Here is a 19,450-nt window from a genome sequence, read left to right as displayed (position 1 = left end):
GTCAGACGTTCTGACCGTCAGCGGTATTGGAGGAAGACGTTGTCTCGACCGAACTGGTCACGCAAAGCTTGAATCAAGCCATCAGCCGGATCAATTCGCCAGGTCTCGCCGAACTGCAACATCGCCTTGGCGTCGTCGCCGGTGTACTCCATGGTCACCGGGCATGCACCACGGTGACGCTTGAGCAAGTCACCCAGCCAGCGTAGCTGATCGCCCTTGAGCGCCTCGGTCTTGACCTTCAAGCGCAGGCTTTCAGCCAGGTTGGTGCGCGCATCTTCCATGCTCATCACCCGCTTGATACGCAGGCGCAGGCCACCGGAGAAGTCATCGTTGCTGACCTCCCCTTCCACAACCACCATGGCATCGGTCTGCAGCAGCGACTGCGCCGAATGGAAGGCATCGGCAAACAGCGAAGCTTCGATACGGCCCGAGCGGTCATCGAGAGTGATGAAACCCATCTTGTCGCCCTTCTTATTTTTCATCACCCGCAGGGCGATAATCATGCCGGCGACGGTTTGGGTGTCCCGCGCCGGTTTCAGGTCGATGATGCGCTGACGGGCGAAACGGCGGATCTCGCCTTCGTATTCGTCAATCGGGTGACCGGTGAGGTACAGGCCCAAGGTGTCTTTTTCACCCTTGAGGCGCTCCTTGAGAGTCAACTCTTTGGCCTTGCGGTGATTGCCGTACACATCCGCGTCTTCTTCGACGAACAACCCGCCAAACAGGTCGGCGTGGCCGCTGTCATGGGTACGGGCGGTCTGCTCGGCAGCTTTGATCGCTTCTTCCATGGCAGTGAGCAGCACCGCGCGGTTGCGGTCGATATTTGCCTGGTAGGCCTTCGGCTCATCGTGAAAGTAAGGGCCGAGACGGTCCAGCGCACCGCTGCGGATCAAGCCATCAAGGGTTCGCTTGTTGATGCGCTTGAGGTCAACCCGCGCGCAGAAGTCGAACAGATCCTTGAACGGCCCGTCCTGACGCGCTTCGGTAATCGCCTCCACCGGGCCTTCGCCCACGCCCTTGATCGCGCCCAGGCCATAGATGATGCGGCCTTCGTCATTCACCGTGAACTTGAACTCCGAGGCGTTCACGTCAGGCGCGTCTAGGCGCAGCTTCATGGTGCGCACTTCCTCGATCAAGGTCACAACCTTGTCGGTGTTGTGCATGTCCGCAGAAAGTACCGCAGCCATGAACGGCGCCGGGTAGTGGGCTTTCAGCCAGGCGGTCTGGTAAGACACCAGGCCGTAGGCGGCGGAGTGAGATTTGTTGAAACCATAACCGGCGAATTTTTCCACCAGGTCAAAAATGTTACCGGCCAGATCGGCGTCGATATTGTTGGTGGCGCAACCCTCAATGAAACCGCCGCGCTGCTTGGCCATTTCCTCGGGTTTCTTTTTACCCATGGCTCGACGCAGCATGTCCGCACCGCCGAGGGTGTAGCCCGCCATCACCTGAGCGATCTGCATCACCTGTTCCTGGTACAGGATGATGCCGTAGGTTGGCGCCAGCACAGGCTTGAGGCCTTCGTACTGGTAGTCGGAGTGCGGGTAGGCCAGTTCGGCGCGGCCGTGCTTACGGTTGATGAAGTCGTCAACCATGCCCGACTGCAGCGGGCCCGGACGGAACAGGGCCACCAGTGCGATCAAGTCTTCCAGGCAGTCGGGCTTGAGCTTTTTGATCAGCTCTTTCATGCCCCGCGACTCAAGCTGGAACACAGCTGTTGTTTCAGCTTTTTGCAGCAATTGGTAAGTCGGCTTGTCGTCCAACGGGATGAACGCAATATCCAGCGGCTCTTCGTCGACCTTGGCGCGCTCGCGGTTGATGGTCTTCAGCGCCCAGTCAATGATCGTCAGGGTCCGCAGGCCGAGGAAGTCGAACTTCACCAGGCCGGCCGCCTCAACGTCGTCCTTGTCGAACTGGGTAACCAGGCCGCCGCCTTCTTCATCGCAATAGATCGGCGAAAAGTCAGTGAGTTTGGTCGGCGCGATCACTACGCCACCGGCGTGTTTACCGACGTTACGCACGATACCTTCGAGCTTGCGCGCCATGTCCCAGATCTCGGCGGCTTCCTCATCGATCTTGATGAAGTCACGCAGGATTTCTTCCTGCTCGTAGGCCTTTTCCAGGGTCATGCCGACTTCGAACGGGATCATCTTCGACAGCCGGTCGGCCAGGCCGTAGGACTTGCCCTGCACCCGGGCCACGTCGCGGATTACCGCCTTGGCCGCCATGGAACCGAAAGTGATGATCTGGCTTACCGCGTTGCGGCCGTATTTCTCGGCCACGTATTCGATCACGCGGTCGCGACCGTCCATGCAGAAGTCGACGTCGAAGTCGGGCATGGAAACCCGTTCCGGGTTCAGGAACCGTTCGAACAGCAGGTCATATTCAAGAGGGTCGAGGTCGGTGATCTTCTGCACATAAGCCACTAGCGAGCCGGCACCCGACCCACGGCCAGGGCCTACGGGCACGCCGTTGCTTTTCGCCCACTGGATGAAGTCCATTACGATCAGGAAGTAACCGGGGAACCCCATCTGGATGATGATATCCAGCTCGAAATTCAGCCGGTCGACATACACCTGGCGCTTGGCTTCGTAATCTTCAGTGGTGTCCTTGGGCAACAGCACGGAAAGCCGTTCTTCCAGGCCATCGAACGACACCTTGCGGAAATATTCATCGATGGTCATGCCATCGGGAATCGGGAAGTTGGGCAGGAAGTGCGTACCCAGCTTCACTTCAATGTTGCAGCGTTTGGCGATCTCGACAGAGTTTTCCAGGGCCTCGGGCAAGTCGCTGAACAACTCGGCCATCTCTTCGGCGCTTTTGAGGTATTGCTCTTCGCTGTAATTTTTCGAGCGGCGCGGATCATCCAGGGCCCGGCCTTCACCGATGCACACACGGGTTTCGTGGGCTTCGAAATCTTCTTTCTTGATAAAGCGCACGTCGTTGGTGGCGACCAGTGGCGCGCCCAGCTTTTCGGCCAGGGCGACGGCGGCGTGCAGATGTTCTTCATCATTGGGGCGATTGGTGCGCTGCACTTCAAGGTAGAAACGGTCGGGGAAGACCTGCATCCACTCCTTCGCCAGCACTTCGGCTTCCTGGGGATTACCCCCCAGCAGTGCGAGACCAATCTCCCCCTCTTTAGCGGCCGACAGCATGATCAGGCCTTCGCTGGCCTCGGCAACCCATTCACGCTCGATAATGATCGAACCGTTGCGTTGACCATCGATGAAGCCACGGGAGATCAGTTCAGTGAGGTTGCGATAACCCACGCCGTTCATCGCCAAAAGGCTGATGCGGCTCAGCGCGTTATCCGGATCTTTGTTGGACAGCCACAGGTCGGCGCCGCAGATGGGCTTGATGCCGGCACCCATGGCGTTCTTGTAGAACTTGACCAGGGAACACATGTTGTTCTGATCGGTAACCGCCACCGCGGGCATGTTCATGCCCACCAGGGTTTTGACCAGAGGCTTGATCCGTACCAGGCCGTCGACCAGGGAGTACTCAGTGTGCAGGCGTAGGTGAACGAATGAAGCCGGCATAGTGATCCTGTCTTATACGTGGAAACAACAAGGCCCGGATTGTACCGGGCCTTGGCAAAAACATCAGCCTCGCGACTACACCTCGCTGAGACTCTCCCGCGCTTCGTAAGCCAGGCGCACCGGGGCAAACGAGCGGCGGTGGATAGGCGTGGGGCCGAGGCGGGCCAGGGCTTCCAGATGAACGGGCGTCGGATAGCCTTTGTGACCACCGATGCCGTAGCCGGGATAGATCAACTCGAACGCGGCCATTTCCCGGTCACGACTGACCTTGGCCAGGATCGATGCCGCTGCGATGGCCGGAACCTTGCTGTCACCTTTGACCACTGCCTCGGCCGGCATCGCCAATTTAGGGCAACGGTTACCGTCGATCATCGCCAGTTTGGGTGTGATGTGCAGGCCTTCAACAGCACGCTGCATGGCAAGCATGGTGGCGTGGAGAATGTTCAGCTCGTCGATTTCTTCGACTTCGGCCCGGGCGATATGCCAGCTCAGGGCTTTTTCACAAATCTCGTCGTAGAGCTTTTCGCGACGAGCTTCGGTGAGCTTCTTCGAATCGTTGAGGCCAAGGATCGGACGGTTCGGATCAAGAATCACAGCTGCGGTGACCACCGCACCGCAGAGGGGACCGCGCCCTACTTCATCAACACCGGCCACCAGTTCATGGGCCTGTGCAACCAGGCTGAAATCCAGGCCCATCTGCGTACTCATAACGTTTCCTGTTTGTGGCCGATCAAACTCAACACGGCGTCAGCTGCCTGGTTCGACGCATCACGGCGCAGGGTGCGATGAATCTCATCAAACCCTCGGGTCTGCTCTTCGCCGCCATCGATCAGGGGCAGCAGTGTCTGCGCCAAGGCCTCCGGTGTCGCATCGTCCTGCAGCAACTCCGGCACCAACAAGCGCTGGGCCAGCAAATTGGGCAAAGAGATATAGGGGCTTTTGACCATGCGTTTGAGAATCCAGAACGTCAGCGGTGCCAGGCGATACGCCACAACCATCGGACGCTTGTACAACAAGGCTTCCAGGGTTGCCGTGCCTGAAGCAATCAGCACCGCATCGCAGGCCGCCAATGCCAGGTGCGATTGACCATCAAGCAATGTCAACGGCAGGTTACGACCTTCCAGCAGCGTTTCGATCTGTGCGCGACGCTGTGGGCTTGCACAGGGCAGTACGAAACGCACACCTGGCTTCAAGGCTTGCAGGCGCTCGGCGGCATCGAAGAACACGCTGGCCAGCCGACCGACTTCTCCCCCCCTGCTTCCCGGCATCAACGCGACGAGCGGGCCATCGGGCAAGCCCAACTGCCCACGGGCCGCCACGCGATCGGCCTGCAAAGGGATGTCGTCGGCGAGCGTATGCCCAACGAACCGTACCGGCACGCCCTTTTCTTCGTAGAACCTGGCCTCGAACGGCAACAGGGTGAGCATCAGGTCACAGCCTTCACGGATCTTCAGCACACGCTTTTGTCGCCACGCCCACACGGAGGGGCTAACGTAGTGTACGGTTTTGATCCCGGCCTGACGCAGCTTGAGTTCGATATTGAGGGTGAAGTCCGGTGCATCGATTCCGATAAAGACGTCGGGTTTTTCTTCGATCAGGGTCTGAATCAGCAGCTTGCGGCGCGCCAACAGCTCACGCAGGCGACCCAGCACTTCCACCAACCCCATAACCGACAGGCGCTCCATGGGGAAATAGGAAGTGAGGCCTTCAGCCTGCATCAATGGGCCACCAACACCGATGAATTCAACCGCCGGATGCTGGGCCTTGAGGGCCCGCATAAGACCTGCGCCCAGGATATCGCCGGAAGCTTCTCCGGCCACCAGCGCAATTCGCAGATTAGCCATGATCAGCGAGTGATGCCGCGAGTCGACGCCTGGATCGAATCACGGAACACCGCGACTTCCGGGAACAACGCTGCCGGCTCGGTCAGTTGGGTCAACGCCTGATCTACTGTCAGCCCCTGGCGATAAACGACCTTATAGGCACGACGCAGTGCGTGAATGGCCTCTTCGCTGAAACCACGACGGCGCATGCCTTCGAAGTTCATGCTGCGAGCTTCAGCGGGGTTGCCGAACACCGTGACGAACGCCGGGACGTCCTTGCCGATCGCGGTGCCCATGCCGGAGAAGCTGTGGGCCCCAATGTGGCAGTACTGATGGACGAGCGTGAAGCCTGACAGGATTGCCCAATCGTCGACGTGCACGTGGCCAGCCAACGCCGTGTTGTTGACCAGGATGCAGTGGTTGCCGATCACGCTGTCATGCCCGATATGGGCATAGGCCATAACCAGATTGTGATCACCCAGTGTGGTCTCGGCACGATCCTGCACGGTGCCACGGTGAATGGTCACGCCTTCACGGATGATGTTGTGATCACCGATTACCAAGCGTGTTTCTTCACCCTTGTACTTCATGTCCGGGGTGTCTTCGCCTACCGAGGAAAACTGGTAGATGCGGTTGTGTTTGCCAATGCGGGTCGGACCTTTGAGGATCACGTGCGGCCCGATGACAGTCCCCTCGCCGATTTCCACACCTGCGCCGATGATCGACCAGGGGCCGACCTCAACGTCGGCGGCCAGTACGGCCGACGGATCGATGATTGCGCGAGGGTCAATCAAACTCATAGTTTGCGTTCCGCGCAGATGATCTCGGCAGAGCACACTGGCTTGCCGTCTACCGAGGCCTGGCATTCGAACTTCCAGATCTGGCGCTTGCAGCTGATGAATTTGGCTTCCAGAATCAACTGGTCACCCGGAGTAACGGGGTTGCGAAAGCGTAGCTTGTCGGAGCCCACGAAATAGTAAAGCGTGCCGTCGGCAGGCTTAAGGTCAAGCATTTTGAAACCAAGGATACCGGCAGCCTGGGCCATCGCCTCGATGATCAACACGCCCGGCATGATGGGGTGCGCGGGAAAGTGACCATTGAAGAACGGTTCGTTGATGCTGACATTCTTGTAGGCACGAATGCGCTTTTCCTCAACATTGAGGTCCACTACGCGGTCCACCAGCAGGAACGGGTAACGGTGAGGCAGGTATTCGCGAATCTCGTTGATGTCCATCATTTCGGGGGGAAGCCTGTAATAAAGATTGGGGGCGGGCGACTAAACGCACGCCCCGCTAGCAAATCAAGGAGGCAGTCTAGCGGCTGTGCACACTTGATATGGAAATGGTATCAGCCTTCAGATGAAGCATTACCGCCAGGGGTCACGTCCCCAACACGCTTTTCCAGCTGTTTGAGACGTCGAGCCATGTCGTCGAGCTGCCTCAAACGTGCTGCACTCTTGCGCCATTCAGCCGCAGGCTGCATGGCGGTACCGGATGAATAGGCCCCAGGCTCGGTAATCGAGTGAGTGACCATGGTCATTCCGGTGATAAAAACGTTGTCGCAAATATCAATATGCCCCACCAGACCGACGCCACCGGCGAGCATGCAATGCTTGCCGATTTTGGTGCTGCCGGAAATCCCCACGCATGCAGCCATGGCGGTGTGATCGCCAATCTGTACGTTGTGAGCAATCTGGATCTGGTTGTCGAGCTTCACACCGTTGCCGATCACGGTATCGGCCAAGGCCCCGCGATCGACAGCTGTATTAACACCAATTTCCACGTCGTCGCCGATCAAAACGCCGCCGACCTGGGCAATCTTGTTCCAGATACCTTTGGAGTTGGCAAAGCCGAAGCCTTCCCCTCCGATCACCGCACCTGACTGGATAACCACCCGTTCACCGATACGCACATCGTGGTAAAGGGTCACGCGAGGTGCCAGCCAACCATCGGCACCGATTTCACAACGCGCACCAATAAAGCAATGCGCACCAACAGTTACACCGGCCGCAATGCGCGCACCACTCTCGATCACCGCAAAAGCGCCAATGCTCGCCGCAGGATCAACGCGGGCATCATCGGCGATCACCGCCGACGGGTGAATGCCGCTGGCTGCCTTGGGTTTTGGATCAAATAGGTGCGAAACCTGCGCATAGGCCAGATACGGGTCAGCTACCACCAGCGCATCCCCGGCAAACCCTTCGGCGTCAGCTGCCTTGAGCAATACGGCTGCGGCTTGGCTATCGACGAGGTATTTACGGTATTGAGGGTTTGCGAGGAAGCTCAACTGAGATGGGCCAGCCTCCTGCAAGGTGGCTAGCCCAGTGATTTCCTTCTCCTGGGAGCCACGCAAGGTGGCCCCCAGGAACTCGGCCAACTCGCCGAGCTTGATAGTCGCGGTCATGGCTTACTTCAGCTGGTTCATGCGCTCGATCACCTGGCGGGTGATGTCGTATTGAGGTTTGACGTCAATTACTGCGCCACGCTCGAACACCAAGTCAAAGGCACCTTTCTTGATGACTTCTTCCACAGCGCTGTCGAGTTTCGGCTTGAGCTGCTTGAGCATTTCACGGTCGGCAACAGCCTTGGCTTCGTTCAGCTCCTTGGATTGGAACTGATAGTCACGGGCCTTTTGCTTGAACTCAAGCTCCAGACGCTCGCGCTCGCCTTGCTGCATTTTGTCCCCACCCGCTACCAGACGATCCTGGATGCCCTTGGCGCTGCTTTCCAGCGTCTTAAGCTTGGTCAGTTGCGGACCGAATTTCTTCTCGGCATCCACGGCGTATTTTTTGGCCGCATCGGATTCCAGCAATGCCATCTGATAGTTCAGAACGGCGATTTTCATTTCGGCGAAGGCCGGGGTGGTCACCAGCACGGTGGCCAGCAGAACCAATTGAGTCAACTTACGCACGATGTACTCCTACAGAATCCGTTGTCGTTATCTTGGGTCAGACGCTTAGAACGTCTGGCCGAGGGAGAATTGGAAAATCTGGGTTTCAGCGTTATCCGGTTTCTTGATCGGCATGGCCAGAGCAAAGCTCAACGGACCAAGCGCAGTCACCCAGGTAACACCTACACCCACGGAGCTCGCCAGGTTGGTCAGGCTCACGTCGTTGCACTGAGTGTTGGATTTAACACCGCTCGGGTTTCTAATCTGCTCGCACTTGGAGTCGAACACGTTACCCACGTCCCAGAACACGGACGTACGCAGCGAACGCTGATCCTTGACGAATGGCAGCGGGAACAAAATCTCCGCGCCGCCCTGGATCAACACGTTACCACCGAACGGCAGTGGGTCGTTGTCGGAGTCAGCCACAGTACCTTGGTTACCGGTTACGCCAGCACCTCGGCTCGGAGTACCACGAGGACCCAAGGTGCTGTCTTTGAAGCCACGTACGGAGTTGAAGCCACCCGCATAGTAGTTCTCATAGAACGGCAAACCATTGGTCGAACCATAACCGTCGCCATACCCCAGCTCAGTGTGCAGACGCATGGTGTAGTTGTCGCTCAGCGGCTGGAACAACTGACCACGGTAGTCGAGCTTGAAGAACGACAGGTCGCTGCCCGGCGTAGTGGTTTCCAGAGTCAGGCTCTGGGAATGGCCCCGGGTTGCCAGTACACCTTTGTTCAGGGTCGACTCGGACCAGCCAGCAGACGCCTTGAAGTTCAGAAACTTGTCACCTTCACGACGAGTGAAGTCGAAGATTTCGTCCACGGTGTAGACACCGGTCTTGATCTCATCCTGCTGCGCAGTCAGGCCGAAGGTCAAACGCGAGGTTTCGCTGATCGGATAACCGACGTTGACACCCGCACCCAGGCTGTCGATTGCATAGCTTGCAACGTCAACATCGAGGTCTTTGTAGTCGGTGGTGCGGTAGAAGGCGTTGTAGCCCAAGCTCACACCGTCAGCAGTCCAGTAGGGGTCGGTATAACCAAAGTTATATCGGCTCTGGTATTCGCTTCGAGTCAGGCCGATAGACACACGGTTACCGGTACCGAGGAAGTTGTTCTGGGTGATGGAACCACCGAGGATCAGACCTGCGCTTTGTGCAAAGCCGACGCTGGCAGTGATAGAACCCGATGCTTGCTCTTCTACTGCGTAGTTAACGTCAACCTGGTCATCCACGCCCGGTACAGCCGGGGTTTCAACGTTGACTTCCTTGAAGAAACCCAGGCGCTCAAGACGGGTCTTGGATTGGTCGATCAAGTACGTCGACGCCCAGCCACCTTCCATCTGACGCATTTCACGGCGCAGCACTTCATCCGCAGACTTGGTGTTGCCACGGAAATTGATACGGTTCACGTAGGCACGCTTACCTGGGTCGACCACAAAGGTAATGTCCACTGTGTGATCATCATCGTGCGGGGTCGGTACGCCGTTGACGTTGGCGAAGGTATAGCCTTCGTTACCCAGACGACGGGTGATCAGTTCGGACGTGGTGGTCATCAGCTTACGCGAGAACACCTGGTCTTTCTGCACCAGCAGCAGGGACTTGACCTGGTCTTCAGGCACTTTCAAGTCGCCGCTCAGCTTGACGTCACGAACCTTGTACTTCTCGCCTTCGTTGACGTTAACGGTGATATAGACGTGCTTCTTGTCCGGGGTGATGGACACCTGGGTCGACGCGATATCCATATTGATATAGCCACGGTCCAGGTAGTACGAACGCAGACGCTCCAGGTCACCGGAGAGTTTTTCACGGGCGTACTTGTCGTCGTTCTTGAAGAACGACAGCCAGTTGGTGGTCTTGAGCTCGAAGAGGTCGATCAGGTCGTCATCAGCAAACTTGGTGTTACCCACCACGTTGATGTGCTGAATGGCCGCCACGGTGCCTTCGTTGATGTTGACCTTGAGGCCGACACGGTTACGAGGCTGCGGGACCACTTCCGTCTCCACGGTCGCCGAGTAGCGGCCCTGGGCAACGTACTGACGCTGCAGTTCGTTACGCACACCTTCAAGAGTGGCGCGCTGGAATATCTCGCCCTCGGCCAGGCCGGACTGCTTGAGGCCCTTCATCAGGTCTTCAGTAGAGATCGCCTTGTTACCTTCGATCTCGATACTGGCGACAGAAGGTCGCTCGACGACGGTGATGACCAAGACGTTACCTTCGCGCCCCAGTTGGATGTCTTGAAAGAAACCGGTTTTGAACAGCGCACGAGTGGATTCCACCAGGCGACGATCATCAGCCTGTTCACCGACGTTCAACGGTAATGCACCAAAGACGCTACCCGCGGAAACCCGCTGGAGGCCGTTGACGCGAATATCGGAGATGGTGAAGGACTCGGCGTGAACTTCGGCGATCATCAATACGGTGAGAACCGCAGTTAGCAGCAGACGTTTCATGAAGTCCTTTCTTATTCCAACTGGCAATAAACAAACTGCCGCAAAATGCGGCAGATTCGCAATTCAGCGAAGCGTTACAGTCGACCCAGATCGTTGACCAAGGCTAATAACATCACCCCGACAACCAAACTGATACCGATCTGTATCCCCCAACCCTGCACTCGATCTGACAAGGGGCGACCACGCACCCACTCGACCAGATAAAACAACAGATGCCCCCCATCCAGTACAGGAATGGGCAGCAAATTCAGAACACCCAGGCTAATACTCAGATAAGCCAGGAAATTCAGGAAATCCGCGACACCCGACTGGGCAGAAGCGCCCGCCACTTTAGCAATGGTTATCGGTCCACTCAAGTTTTTTACCGAGAGCTCGCCGAACAACATTTTCTTGAGGGATTCCAGGGTCAGTACGCTCATGGTCCAGGTGCGTTTTGCACCCTCGCCAATCGCCGCCAACGGCCCGAAGCTGACCTCACGCACCATTGATGGCGGCCACTCCGGACTCTTGACGCCAGCACCCAGGTACCCCCCGGCAGCCTTGGCTTCGCCACGCACCGCCAGAGTAACGGGGACGTCGATTTGAGCACCGTCGCGCTCAATTTTCAGCACAATTTTGGTATCAGGGCGTACACGAACCAGATCGACCACTTGCTGCCATTCACCCAGCGCCTGGCCATCGAGGGCCAACAGACGATCGCCGGTTTTCAGACCTGCAGCCTGGGCTGGCCCCTTCGGATCCAGCTCGGCAAGGACCGGCGGCAGTGCCGGACGCCACGGACGAATACCCAAGGACTTGATCGGGTCAGGCTCATCAGCGCCTTTGAGCCAATGATCCAAGGCCAACGACCGCGGGATTTCGGCACTGGAGTCCTGCTCACGCACCACAACATTAACAGTGCCGCTTTCACCCAAGCGACGCACCAACTGCAAATTGACCGCCCCCCAACCCGTGGTCGGTTCGCCATCAATAGACACAATTTCCTGGCCAGCGACCAGGCCAGCCTTGGCAGCGATACTGTCCGCCTCAACGGCACCGATAACTGGACGCACCTGCTGGCTGCCCAGCATGGCCAACACCCAGAAGAACAGCATCGCCAGCAGGAAGTTGGCGATCGGACCAGCGGCAACGATAGCGATACGCTGACGAACGGTCTTGCAATTAAAGGATTGGTCCAACTGATCAGCCGGCACTTCGCCTTCGCGCTCATCGAGCATCTTGACGTAGCCACCCAACGGGATGGCCGCAATCACAAACTCGGTGCCACGACGGTCGTGCCAGCGAACCAGCGGCATGCCGAAACCGACGGAAAAACGCAGTACCTTGACGCCGCAACGACGCGCCACCCAGAAGTGGCCGAATTCGTGGAAGGTGACCAGCACACCCAGAGCAACCAGGGTGCCGACAATCATGTAAAGCGCACTCATCTAATTTCTCCGCAATCCAATCCAGTACCCGAAGGCTCAAGCGCGCCCACAGACTAACGCGTGTTGCGGCTCAACCATTGCTCGGCCAAGGTCCGCGCCTTGGTATCTGCCTCAAATACCGCCCCGAGGTCATTTACAGCCACCACAGGCTCAAGACTCAAAACGTCCTCGATAATACTCGCGATCTGCGGAAAGCGGATGCGCCGTTCGAGAAACGCCGCCACGGCCACCTCATTGGCCGCATTGAGCATCGCTGGCGCACTGTTACCCGCCTCCGCCGCCTGCCGCGCCAAGCGCAGACAAGGAAAGCGCTGTTCGTCCGGCGCTTCAAAATCCAGGCGAGCAACTGCAAACAGGTCGAGTGGCGCCACGCCGGAATCAATCCGCTCCGGCCACGCCAGGGCATTAGCGATCGGCGTACGCATATCGGGATTGCCCAATTGGGCCAAGACTGAACCATCCACGTAGTCGACCAAGGAATGAATCACGCTTTGCGGGTGAATAACCACCTCGACCTGATCCGGCCGCGCATCGAACAACCAGCAGGCCTCGATCAATTCCAGGCCCTTGTTCATCATGCTTGCCGAATCCACGGAGATTTTGCGGCCCATGGACCAGTTCGGATGGGCGCATGCTTGATCCGGAGACACATGCTCCAGCTCTATCAACGGAGTTTGCCGGAAAGGCCCACCGGAAGCGGTCAGCAGAATCCGACGAACGCCTACCTGACTCAAGCCACGAGCATAGTCTCCTGGCATGCACTGAAAGATTGCGTTGTGCTCACTGTCCAAGGGCAACAGCACCGCACCGCTTTTACGCACCGCCTGCATAAAGAGCGCGCCAGACATCACCAGCGCTTCTTTATTGGCCAGCAGGATTTTTTTGCCCGCGTCGACGGCAGCCAAGGTTGGGCGCAAGCCGGCGGCACCGACAATAGCGGCGACTACAGTGTCCACCTCGGCATCGGCCGAGACCTGACACAATCCCGACTCGCCTACCAGCACCTGTGTGGCAAGTCCGGCAGCCCGCAGGTCATCCTGCAGGCCCTGCGCTGCCGCTGCTTCAGGCACCACAGCAAAGCGAGGCGCATGACGCACACACAGCGCCAGCAGCTCGCTCAGACGAGTGAATCCCGTCAGGGCAAACACTTGATAGCGATCAGGGTGACGAGCGATCACATCGAGGGTGCTCAACCCTACCGAGCCGGTTGCGCCCAACACGGTTACTTGCTGCAGACGGCTCACGAAGCAGTCATCCACAACAGCACGGCAAAGATCGGAATAGCAGCGGTAAGGCTATCAATACGGTCCAGCACCCCACCGTGCCCTGGCAGCAGATTACTGCTGTCCTTGACCCCGGCCTGGCGCTTAAACATGCTTTCAGTGAGGTCGCCCACGACCGAGATGAACACGACGATAGCCGTACCCAGAAGAGCCAGGAAGATGTCCGTTACTGACCAATCCCGCACCACACCGACCACCAAAGTGATCAGCAGGGTCAATGCCAGGCCGCCGTAAACCCCTTCCCAACTCTTGCCCGGACTGACTGCCGGTGCCAGCTTGCGCTTACCGAATGCCCGTCCCGAGAAGTAGGCGCCGATATCTGCGCCCCACACCAGCACCATCACCGCCATGATCAGCCAATTGCCCATCGGCGAGTTCTTGATCTCCACTAACCCTTGCCAGGCTGGCAACAGAATCAATAAGCCAATCACCAACTTGCTGGCAACACTGGACCAATGACCACTGCTGCGCGGAAACGTCAACACCAGATAGGTCGCAAGCGCCCACCACAGCACCGCAGCACCCAGCACCCAAGGCACGATGATGCTCGACAGGGTGTGCATCAGAAACAGTAACACCGCTACGACAGCGGCATACACCAAGCGCGGCAATTGCGCGTTGAAACCTGCCAATCGTGCCCATTCCCAGGCGCCCAAGGTTACGACCAGCCCGATAAATAGGGCAAAACCGGACCCATCGAGCAGGAAAAACCCACATAAGGCGATCGGCAACAGGATGAGCGCTGTGATGATTCGTTGTTTAAGCATTTAAACCCGGGCTCCAGCTTCGACCTGCTCACTCGTTTTACCGAAGCGACGCTGGCGGGAAGCGAAATCGGCCAGCGCAGTACGCATGGCATCGTGTTTGAAGTCCGGCCAGAACAGGTCGGAGAAGTACAGCTCGGTGTAGGCCAACTGCCACAGCAGGAAATTGCTGATGCGATGTTCACCGCCGGTACGGATGCACAAGTCAGGCAATGGCAGGTCACCGGTCACCAGGCAGGTTTGCAACAGCTCAGGCGTGATGTCGTCCGGTCGAAGATGACCGGCTTGCACTTCGCGAGCCAGCCGCTGTGCAGCCTGGGCGATATCCCACTGGCCGCCGTAATTGGCTGCGATCTGTAGCACAAAACGGTTGGCGCCAGCCGTGATGGCCTCCGCCTCGCGCATGGCCGCCTGCAGCTCCGGGTGGAATCGCGAGCGATCACCGATGATGCGCAGACTGATATTGTTGTCATTAAGGCGCTTCGCCTCACGACGCAACGCCTTGAAGAACAGATCCATCAAGGCGCTGACTTCTTCGGCGGGCCGCTGCCAGTTCTCACTGGAGAAGGCGAACAAGGTCAACACCTCGACCTTGGCCTCGGCACACACCTCAATCACAGCCCGCACCGCATCGACACCCGCTTTATGCCCGGCGACACCCGGCATAAAGCGTTTCTTCGCCCAGCGATTATTCCCATCCATGATGATCGCGACATGGCGCGGCACCAAAGAGGGTACAGTCTGCTTGGTCTTTTCCATGAAGGCGTCCTGACCCTTATACGGCCATCAGGTCCTTTTCTTTTTCTTCCGTGGCCTTGGTGATCTGGGCCTCGGCATCTTTGGTCAGCTTGTCGATATCAGCGACGGCACGACGCTCTTCGTCTTCGCTGATCTCCTTGTCCTTAACCAGTTTCTTCAGGTCACCCAGGGCATCACGACGGATGTTGCGCACAGCAACGCGTGCATCTTCAGCCGCGCTACGTGCCTGCTTGGTGAAGCCCTTGCGGGTTTCTTCGGTCAAGGCAGGCATGGAGATCAGCAGCAGTTCGCCAAGGTTGGTCGGATTGAGGTTCAAGCCGGCGCTCTGAATCGCCTTGTCGACCGCAGCGAGCATGTTGCGCTCGAAAGCCACGACTTGCAGGGTGCGCGAATCTTTAACGGTAACGTTTGCCACGCCGCTCAGCGGAGTGTCAGCGCCGTAGTAAGGCACCATCACGCTGCCCAGAATACTCGGGTGCGCCTTGCCAGTACGAATCTGGCCGAATGCATGGCTCAAAGATTCCAGGGATTTCTGCATACGCGCTTGGGCGTCTTTCTTGATTTCATTGATCATTGTTGGCCTTCCTCGATCAGAGTCCCTTCCGCGCCGCCGTGTACGATATTCAGCAGGGCGCCGGGCTTGTTCATATTAAATACGCGCAGCGGCATCTTGTGGTCGCGGCACAGGCAAATAGCCGTTAGATCCATGACACCCAGCTTGCGATCCAGCACTTCATCGTAGGTCAGATGATCGAACTTCTCGGCATGCGGGTCTTTGAATGGGTCTGCGGTGTACACACCGTCTACCTTGGTTGCCTTCAAAACCACGTCAGCGTCGATTTCGATGGCACGCAGGCACGCCGCCGAATCAGTGGTAAAGAATGGGTTACCGGTACCAGCGGCGAAGATCACCACTTCTTTTGAGTTCAAATGGCGCATGGCTTTGCGACGATCATAGTGATCGGTCACACCCACCATGGAAATAGCCGACATCACGATAGCCGAGATATTGGCACGCTCCAGGGCATCACGCATCGCCAGGGCGTTCATCACAGTGGCCAGCATGCCCATGTGGTCGCCAGTGACCCGATCCATACCGGCCGCACTCAGCGCCGCGCCACGAAACAGGTTACCGCCGCCGATCACCAAGCCGACTTGCACGCCGATACCAACCAGTTGGCCGACTTCCAGCGCCATGCGGTCGAGCACCTTGGGATCGATCCCGAACTCTTCCGAGCCCATCAGGGCCTCGCCGCTGAGCTTGAGTAGAATGCGTTTATAGCGAGCCTGATAACCACTGCCCTGCTGAGCCATTGCGAATCTCTCCTGCGGCGTATTTTTTAAAAATTCTTGGCGAGCCGTTTACGGCTTGCGTTCACTCTAGCTGGACGCTCTCACAGCGCCATCGGAACACGGCTTTGTAAGCCAGTTCCGAGGGTAAGCCAAATTAATTCGGCCTGCCCATTTGAAAAGAGGCTGCGCGCGTGAGCGGGCAGCCTCTTTCGGGCGACAGTTGAAAACTGTCTTATTGCTTGGCGGCAGCCAGCTGGGCAGCAACTTCTTCAGCGAAGTTGTCGACCGGCTTCTCGATACCGTCGCCTACTTTGAAGTAAGTGAAGGAAACGATTTCAGCACCGGCTTTCTTAGCCAGTTCGCCAACCTTGATTTCAGGGTTCTTAACGAACGCCTGCTCAACCAGGCTTGCTTCGGCCAGGAACTTGCTGATACGGCCTTTGACCATATTTTCAACAATGTTTTCTGGCTTGCCTTTGATTTTTTCTTCGTTCAGCTGCAGGAACACAGCTTTTTCGCGCTCGATTGCTTCGGCAGAAACTTCCGAAGGCAGCAGGAACTCTGGGTTGCTGGCCGCTACGTGCATAGCGATGTCTTTAGCCAGCTCAACGTTGCCGCCCTTCAGGACAACTGCAACACCGATCTTGTTGCCGTGCAGGTAACCACCAACAACGTCACCTTCAACGCGTACCAGGCGACGGATGTTGACGTTTTCGCCAACTTTGCCGACCAGTACCAGGCGTGCAGCTTCTTGTGCTTCGATCAGCGGAGCGACGTCAGTCAGTTTGTCGTCGAACGCTTTATCAACGCTGGCAGCAACAAATGCCTTGAAGTCGTCTTGCAGAGCCAGGAAGTCGGTCTGCGAGTTCACTTCCAGCAGAACAGCAGATTTGCCGTCTTCTTTCAGAGCGATAGCGCCTTCAGCAGCCACGTTGCCTGCTTTCTTGGCAGCCTTGATTGCGCCGGAAGCACGCATGTCATCAATTGCTTTTTCGATGTCGCCGTCAGCCTTTTCCAGGGCTTTCTTGCAATCCATCATGCCTTCGCCGGTACGCTCACGCAGTTCTTTAACCAACGCTGCAGTAATTGCTGCCATTTTCAAATTCCTCTTGGATAGGTTTTCAACCATTCCACCCGATCGAACGGGGGATCAATTCTTCCCGAACCACCCTTGTAGGCCGCTGCACGTTACAGATGATGTAGCTGCGCTGCGCACAAATGGTTTTCGAGGGGGCAAAAAGGGGGCCAAGCCCCCTTTTTGCTTACTGAGTCAACGCCAGGGCGTCAATTACTCAGCTGCGGCTACCGGAGCTTCTTCAACGAACTGCTCGGTACCACCAGCAACGTGGTTGCGACCACGGATTACAGCGTCAGCCATCGAACCCATGTACAGCTGGATAGCGCGGATTGCGTCATCGTTGCCTGGGATGATGTAGTCAACGCCTTCCGGGCTGCTGTTGGTATCGACTACGCCGATAACAGGGATGCCCAGCTTGTTGGCTTCGGTGATCGCGATGCGCTCGTGATCAACGTCGATAACGAACAGTGCGTCAGGCAGACCGCCCATGTCCTTGATACCACCCAGGGAACGATCGAGCTTTTCCAGGTCACGGGAGCGCATCAGCGCTTCTTTCTTGGTCAGCTTGGCGAAAGTACCGTCTTCGGCTTGCACTTCAAGGTCACGCAGACGTTTGATGGAAGCACGGATGGTTTTGAAGTTGGTCAGCATGCCGCCCAACCAGCGGTGATCGACGTACGGCGAACCGCAACGTGCTGCTTCTTCAGCAACGATCTTGCCCGCGGAACGCTTGGTGCCGACGAACAGAATCTTGTTTTTGCCCTGGGCCAGACGCTCTACGAAAGTCAGAGCTTCGTTGAACATTGGCAGGGTTTTTTCAAGGTTGATGATGTGGATCTTGTTACGCGCGCCGAAAATGTATTTACCCATTTTCGGGTTCCAGTAACGGGTCTGGTGACCGAAGTGCACACCGGCCTTCAGCATATCGCGCATATTGACTTGGGACATGATAGTTCCTTAATAAGTCGGGTTTGGCCTCCACGTATCCCAATGACCAACCAGCGGCATCAAGGCCTCCGGCACCCAGGTCATCGTGTCGACACGTGTGTGGATTTAAGCTCTTCGGGGCATCCCCGGAAAGCGGCGCATTTTATACCACACGAAGGGCGAAAACGAAACCCGCAATCACATTCGGCGTGCGCGGCTTATGCGCAACCCTTTGAATAGAGCGGATATAGCCCCACCTTATAGAGAGAAGCGATCGTCAGGGGCTCATGATTTGCCGCCCGCGTCTGTTAGAATCGCGTTTTTTGGGGCTTTTGCGAATTCTGTAACCTTTTGTCGCGCGCCCGTAAACCGTATTGATTTCAGCGCTTCGCGCTAGAGAGAGCCTGTATGACCGTTAGTTTGAAAACCGCCGAAGACATTGCCGGCATGCGCATTGCCGGCAAACTGGCTGCCGACGTGCTGGAAATGATTGCCGAGCACGTCAAGCCGGGCGTCACCACGGACACCCTCAACCAGATCTGCCATGACTATATCGTCAATGTGCAAGGTGCCATTCCTGCGCCGTTGAATTACAAGGGCTTCCCCAAGTCAATCTGCACGTCGATCAACCATGTGGTCTGCCACGGTATTCCGTGCGACAAACCCCTGAAGGACGGCGACACCCTGAACATCGACGTCACCGTGATCAAGGATCGCTACTTCGGCGATACCAGCCGCATGTTCCACGTCGGCACCGTGCCGGTCTGGGCCGAACGCCTGTCCCAAGTCACCCAGGAATGCATGTACAAGGCGATCGAAATCGTCAAACCCGGCTGCCGCCTGGGCGATATCGGTGAAGTGATCCAGAAGCACGCTGAAAAGAACGGCTTCTCGGTGGTACGTGATTTCTGCGGCCACGGCATCGGCACCGTGTTCCATGAAGAGCCACAGATCCTGCACTACGGCCGCGCCGGCACCGGCATGGAGCTCAAGGCAGGCATGACCTTTACCATCGAGCCGATGATCAACCAGGGCAAAGCCGACACCAAGGTGCTGGGCGACGGCTGGACCGCCATTACCAAGGACCGCAAGCTTTCGGCCCAGTGGGAACACACCCTGCTGGTCACCGAAACCGGCTACGAGATCTTCACCCTGCGCGCTGACGATACGATCCCACGCGTTTCGGCCTGAAGGTTGCCCAGGTTTTCCCAAAG

Annotated in this window: 17 protein-coding genes; 1 reads left to right on the top strand and 16 read right to left on the bottom strand. The window is 57.4% G+C overall.

From position 1 onward, the window contains the following. Positions 1 to 17 precede the first annotated feature (17 nt). The 16 genes from dnaE to rpsB all read right to left on the bottom strand — a co-directional run bounded on the left by dnaE (position 18) and on the right by rpsB (position 18,257). Positions 18 to 3,539 (bottom strand): DNA polymerase III subunit alpha, encoded by a 3,522-nt coding sequence (dnaE, locus tag LRO94_RS07125; protein WP_032891643.1) that lies wholly within the window; start codon positions 3,537 to 3,539, stop codon positions 18 to 20. Between the two features lie 75 nt (positions 3,540 to 3,614). After that, positions 3,615 to 4,247, bottom strand: a complete 633-nt coding sequence (gene rnhB / locus LRO94_RS07120; protein WP_032891644.1) for a ribonuclease HII — start codon at positions 4,245 to 4,247, stop codon at positions 3,615 to 3,617. After that, a complete protein-coding gene (gene lpxB / locus LRO94_RS07115) occupies positions 4,244 to 5,383 on the bottom strand; it encodes a lipid-A-disaccharide synthase (RefSeq protein ID WP_032891645.1) in 1,140 nt (379 codons plus the stop codon). The genes rnhB and lpxB overlap by 4 nt, the downstream gene beginning before the upstream one ends. 2 nt (positions 5,384 to 5,385) lie before the next feature. Next, positions 5,386 to 6,162: an acyl-ACP--UDP-N-acetylglucosamine O-acyltransferase gene (gene lpxA, locus LRO94_RS07110; protein ID WP_032891646.1), complete on the bottom strand. Its 777-nt coding sequence runs from the start codon at positions 6,160 to 6,162 to the stop codon at positions 5,386 to 5,388. Beyond that, positions 6,159 to 6,599: a 3-hydroxyacyl-ACP dehydratase FabZ gene (fabZ, locus tag LRO94_RS07105; protein ID WP_003172281.1), complete on the bottom strand. Its 441-nt coding sequence runs from the start codon at positions 6,597 to 6,599 to the stop codon at positions 6,159 to 6,161. Before fabZ ends, lpxA begins: the two co-directional genes overlap by 4 nt. Before the next feature lie 110 nt (positions 6,600 to 6,709). Continuing rightward, positions 6,710 to 7,765 carry a UDP-3-O-(3-hydroxymyristoyl)glucosamine N-acyltransferase gene (gene lpxD, locus LRO94_RS07100; protein WP_122680263.1) on the bottom strand — a complete coding sequence of 352 codons (1,056 nt, stop codon included), beginning with the start codon at positions 7,763 to 7,765 and terminating at the stop codon, positions 6,710 to 6,712. 3 nt (positions 7,766 to 7,768) lie between these two features. Continuing rightward, positions 7,769 to 8,272, bottom strand: coding sequence for an OmpH family outer membrane protein (locus LRO94_RS07095; RefSeq protein ID WP_003172279.1), 504 nt, complete (start codon positions 8,270 to 8,272; stop codon positions 7,769 to 7,771). A gap of 45 nt (positions 8,273 to 8,317) precedes the next feature. After that, positions 8,318 to 10,705: an outer membrane protein assembly factor BamA gene (gene bamA, locus LRO94_RS07090; protein ID WP_095184009.1), complete on the bottom strand. Its 2,388-nt coding sequence runs from the start codon at positions 10,703 to 10,705 to the stop codon at positions 8,318 to 8,320. Between the two features lie 74 nt (positions 10,706 to 10,779). After that, complete coding sequence (gene rseP / locus LRO94_RS07085; protein WP_032891649.1) at positions 10,780 to 12,132, bottom strand: sigma E protease regulator RseP; 1,353 nt, start codon at positions 12,130 to 12,132, stop codon at positions 10,780 to 10,782. Between the two features lie 53 nt (positions 12,133 to 12,185). Next, positions 12,186 to 13,376: a 1-deoxy-D-xylulose-5-phosphate reductoisomerase gene (ispC, locus tag LRO94_RS07080; protein WP_032891650.1), complete on the bottom strand. Its 1,191-nt coding sequence runs from the start codon at positions 13,374 to 13,376 to the stop codon at positions 12,186 to 12,188. After that, positions 13,373 to 14,182, bottom strand: a complete 810-nt coding sequence (locus tag LRO94_RS07075) for a phosphatidate cytidylyltransferase (RefSeq protein WP_032891652.1) — start codon at positions 14,180 to 14,182, stop codon at positions 13,373 to 13,375. Before LRO94_RS07075 ends, ispC begins: the two co-directional genes overlap by 4 nt. Next, positions 14,183 to 14,938, bottom strand: coding sequence for a polyprenyl diphosphate synthase (gene uppS, locus LRO94_RS07070; protein ID WP_032891653.1), 756 nt, complete (start codon positions 14,936 to 14,938; stop codon positions 14,183 to 14,185). A 16-nt stretch (positions 14,939 to 14,954) separates the two neighbouring features. Next, positions 14,955 to 15,512: a ribosome recycling factor gene (gene frr / locus LRO94_RS07065; RefSeq protein WP_016974404.1), complete on the bottom strand. Its 558-nt coding sequence runs from the start codon at positions 15,510 to 15,512 to the stop codon at positions 14,955 to 14,957. Beyond that, entirely contained in the window at positions 15,509 to 16,252 is a 744-nt protein-coding gene (gene pyrH, locus LRO94_RS07060) for a UMP kinase (protein ID WP_003189161.1), read from the bottom strand. The genes frr and pyrH overlap by 4 nt, the downstream gene beginning before the upstream one ends. Before the next feature lie 211 nt (positions 16,253 to 16,463). Beyond that, positions 16,464 to 17,327 carry a translation elongation factor Ts gene (gene tsf / locus LRO94_RS07055; RefSeq protein WP_032891654.1) on the bottom strand — a complete coding sequence of 288 codons (864 nt, stop codon included), beginning with the start codon at positions 17,325 to 17,327 and terminating at the stop codon, positions 16,464 to 16,466. 192 nt (positions 17,328 to 17,519) lie between these two features. After that, positions 17,520 to 18,257 carry a 30S ribosomal protein S2 gene (gene rpsB / locus LRO94_RS07050; protein ID WP_003189158.1) on the bottom strand — a complete coding sequence of 246 codons (738 nt, stop codon included), beginning with the start codon at positions 18,255 to 18,257 and terminating at the stop codon, positions 17,520 to 17,522. A gap of 387 nt (positions 18,258 to 18,644) precedes the next feature. Between rpsB and map the strand changes: the two genes are divergently transcribed. Continuing rightward, a complete protein-coding gene (map, locus tag LRO94_RS07045) occupies positions 18,645 to 19,427 on the top strand; it encodes a type I methionyl aminopeptidase (RefSeq protein WP_032891656.1) in 783 nt (260 codons plus the stop codon). Positions 19,428 to 19,450 lie beyond the last annotated feature (23 nt).

The sequence above is a fragment of the Pseudomonas sivasensis genome (assembly GCF_021391435.1).
In the GTDB taxonomy this organism is placed as follows: domain Bacteria; phylum Pseudomonadota; class Gammaproteobacteria; order Pseudomonadales; family Pseudomonadaceae; genus Aquipseudomonas; species Aquipseudomonas sivasensis.
The sequence above is the reverse complement of the archived record's forward strand: the minus strand, read 5'-3'. Positions and strand labels throughout refer to the sequence as shown.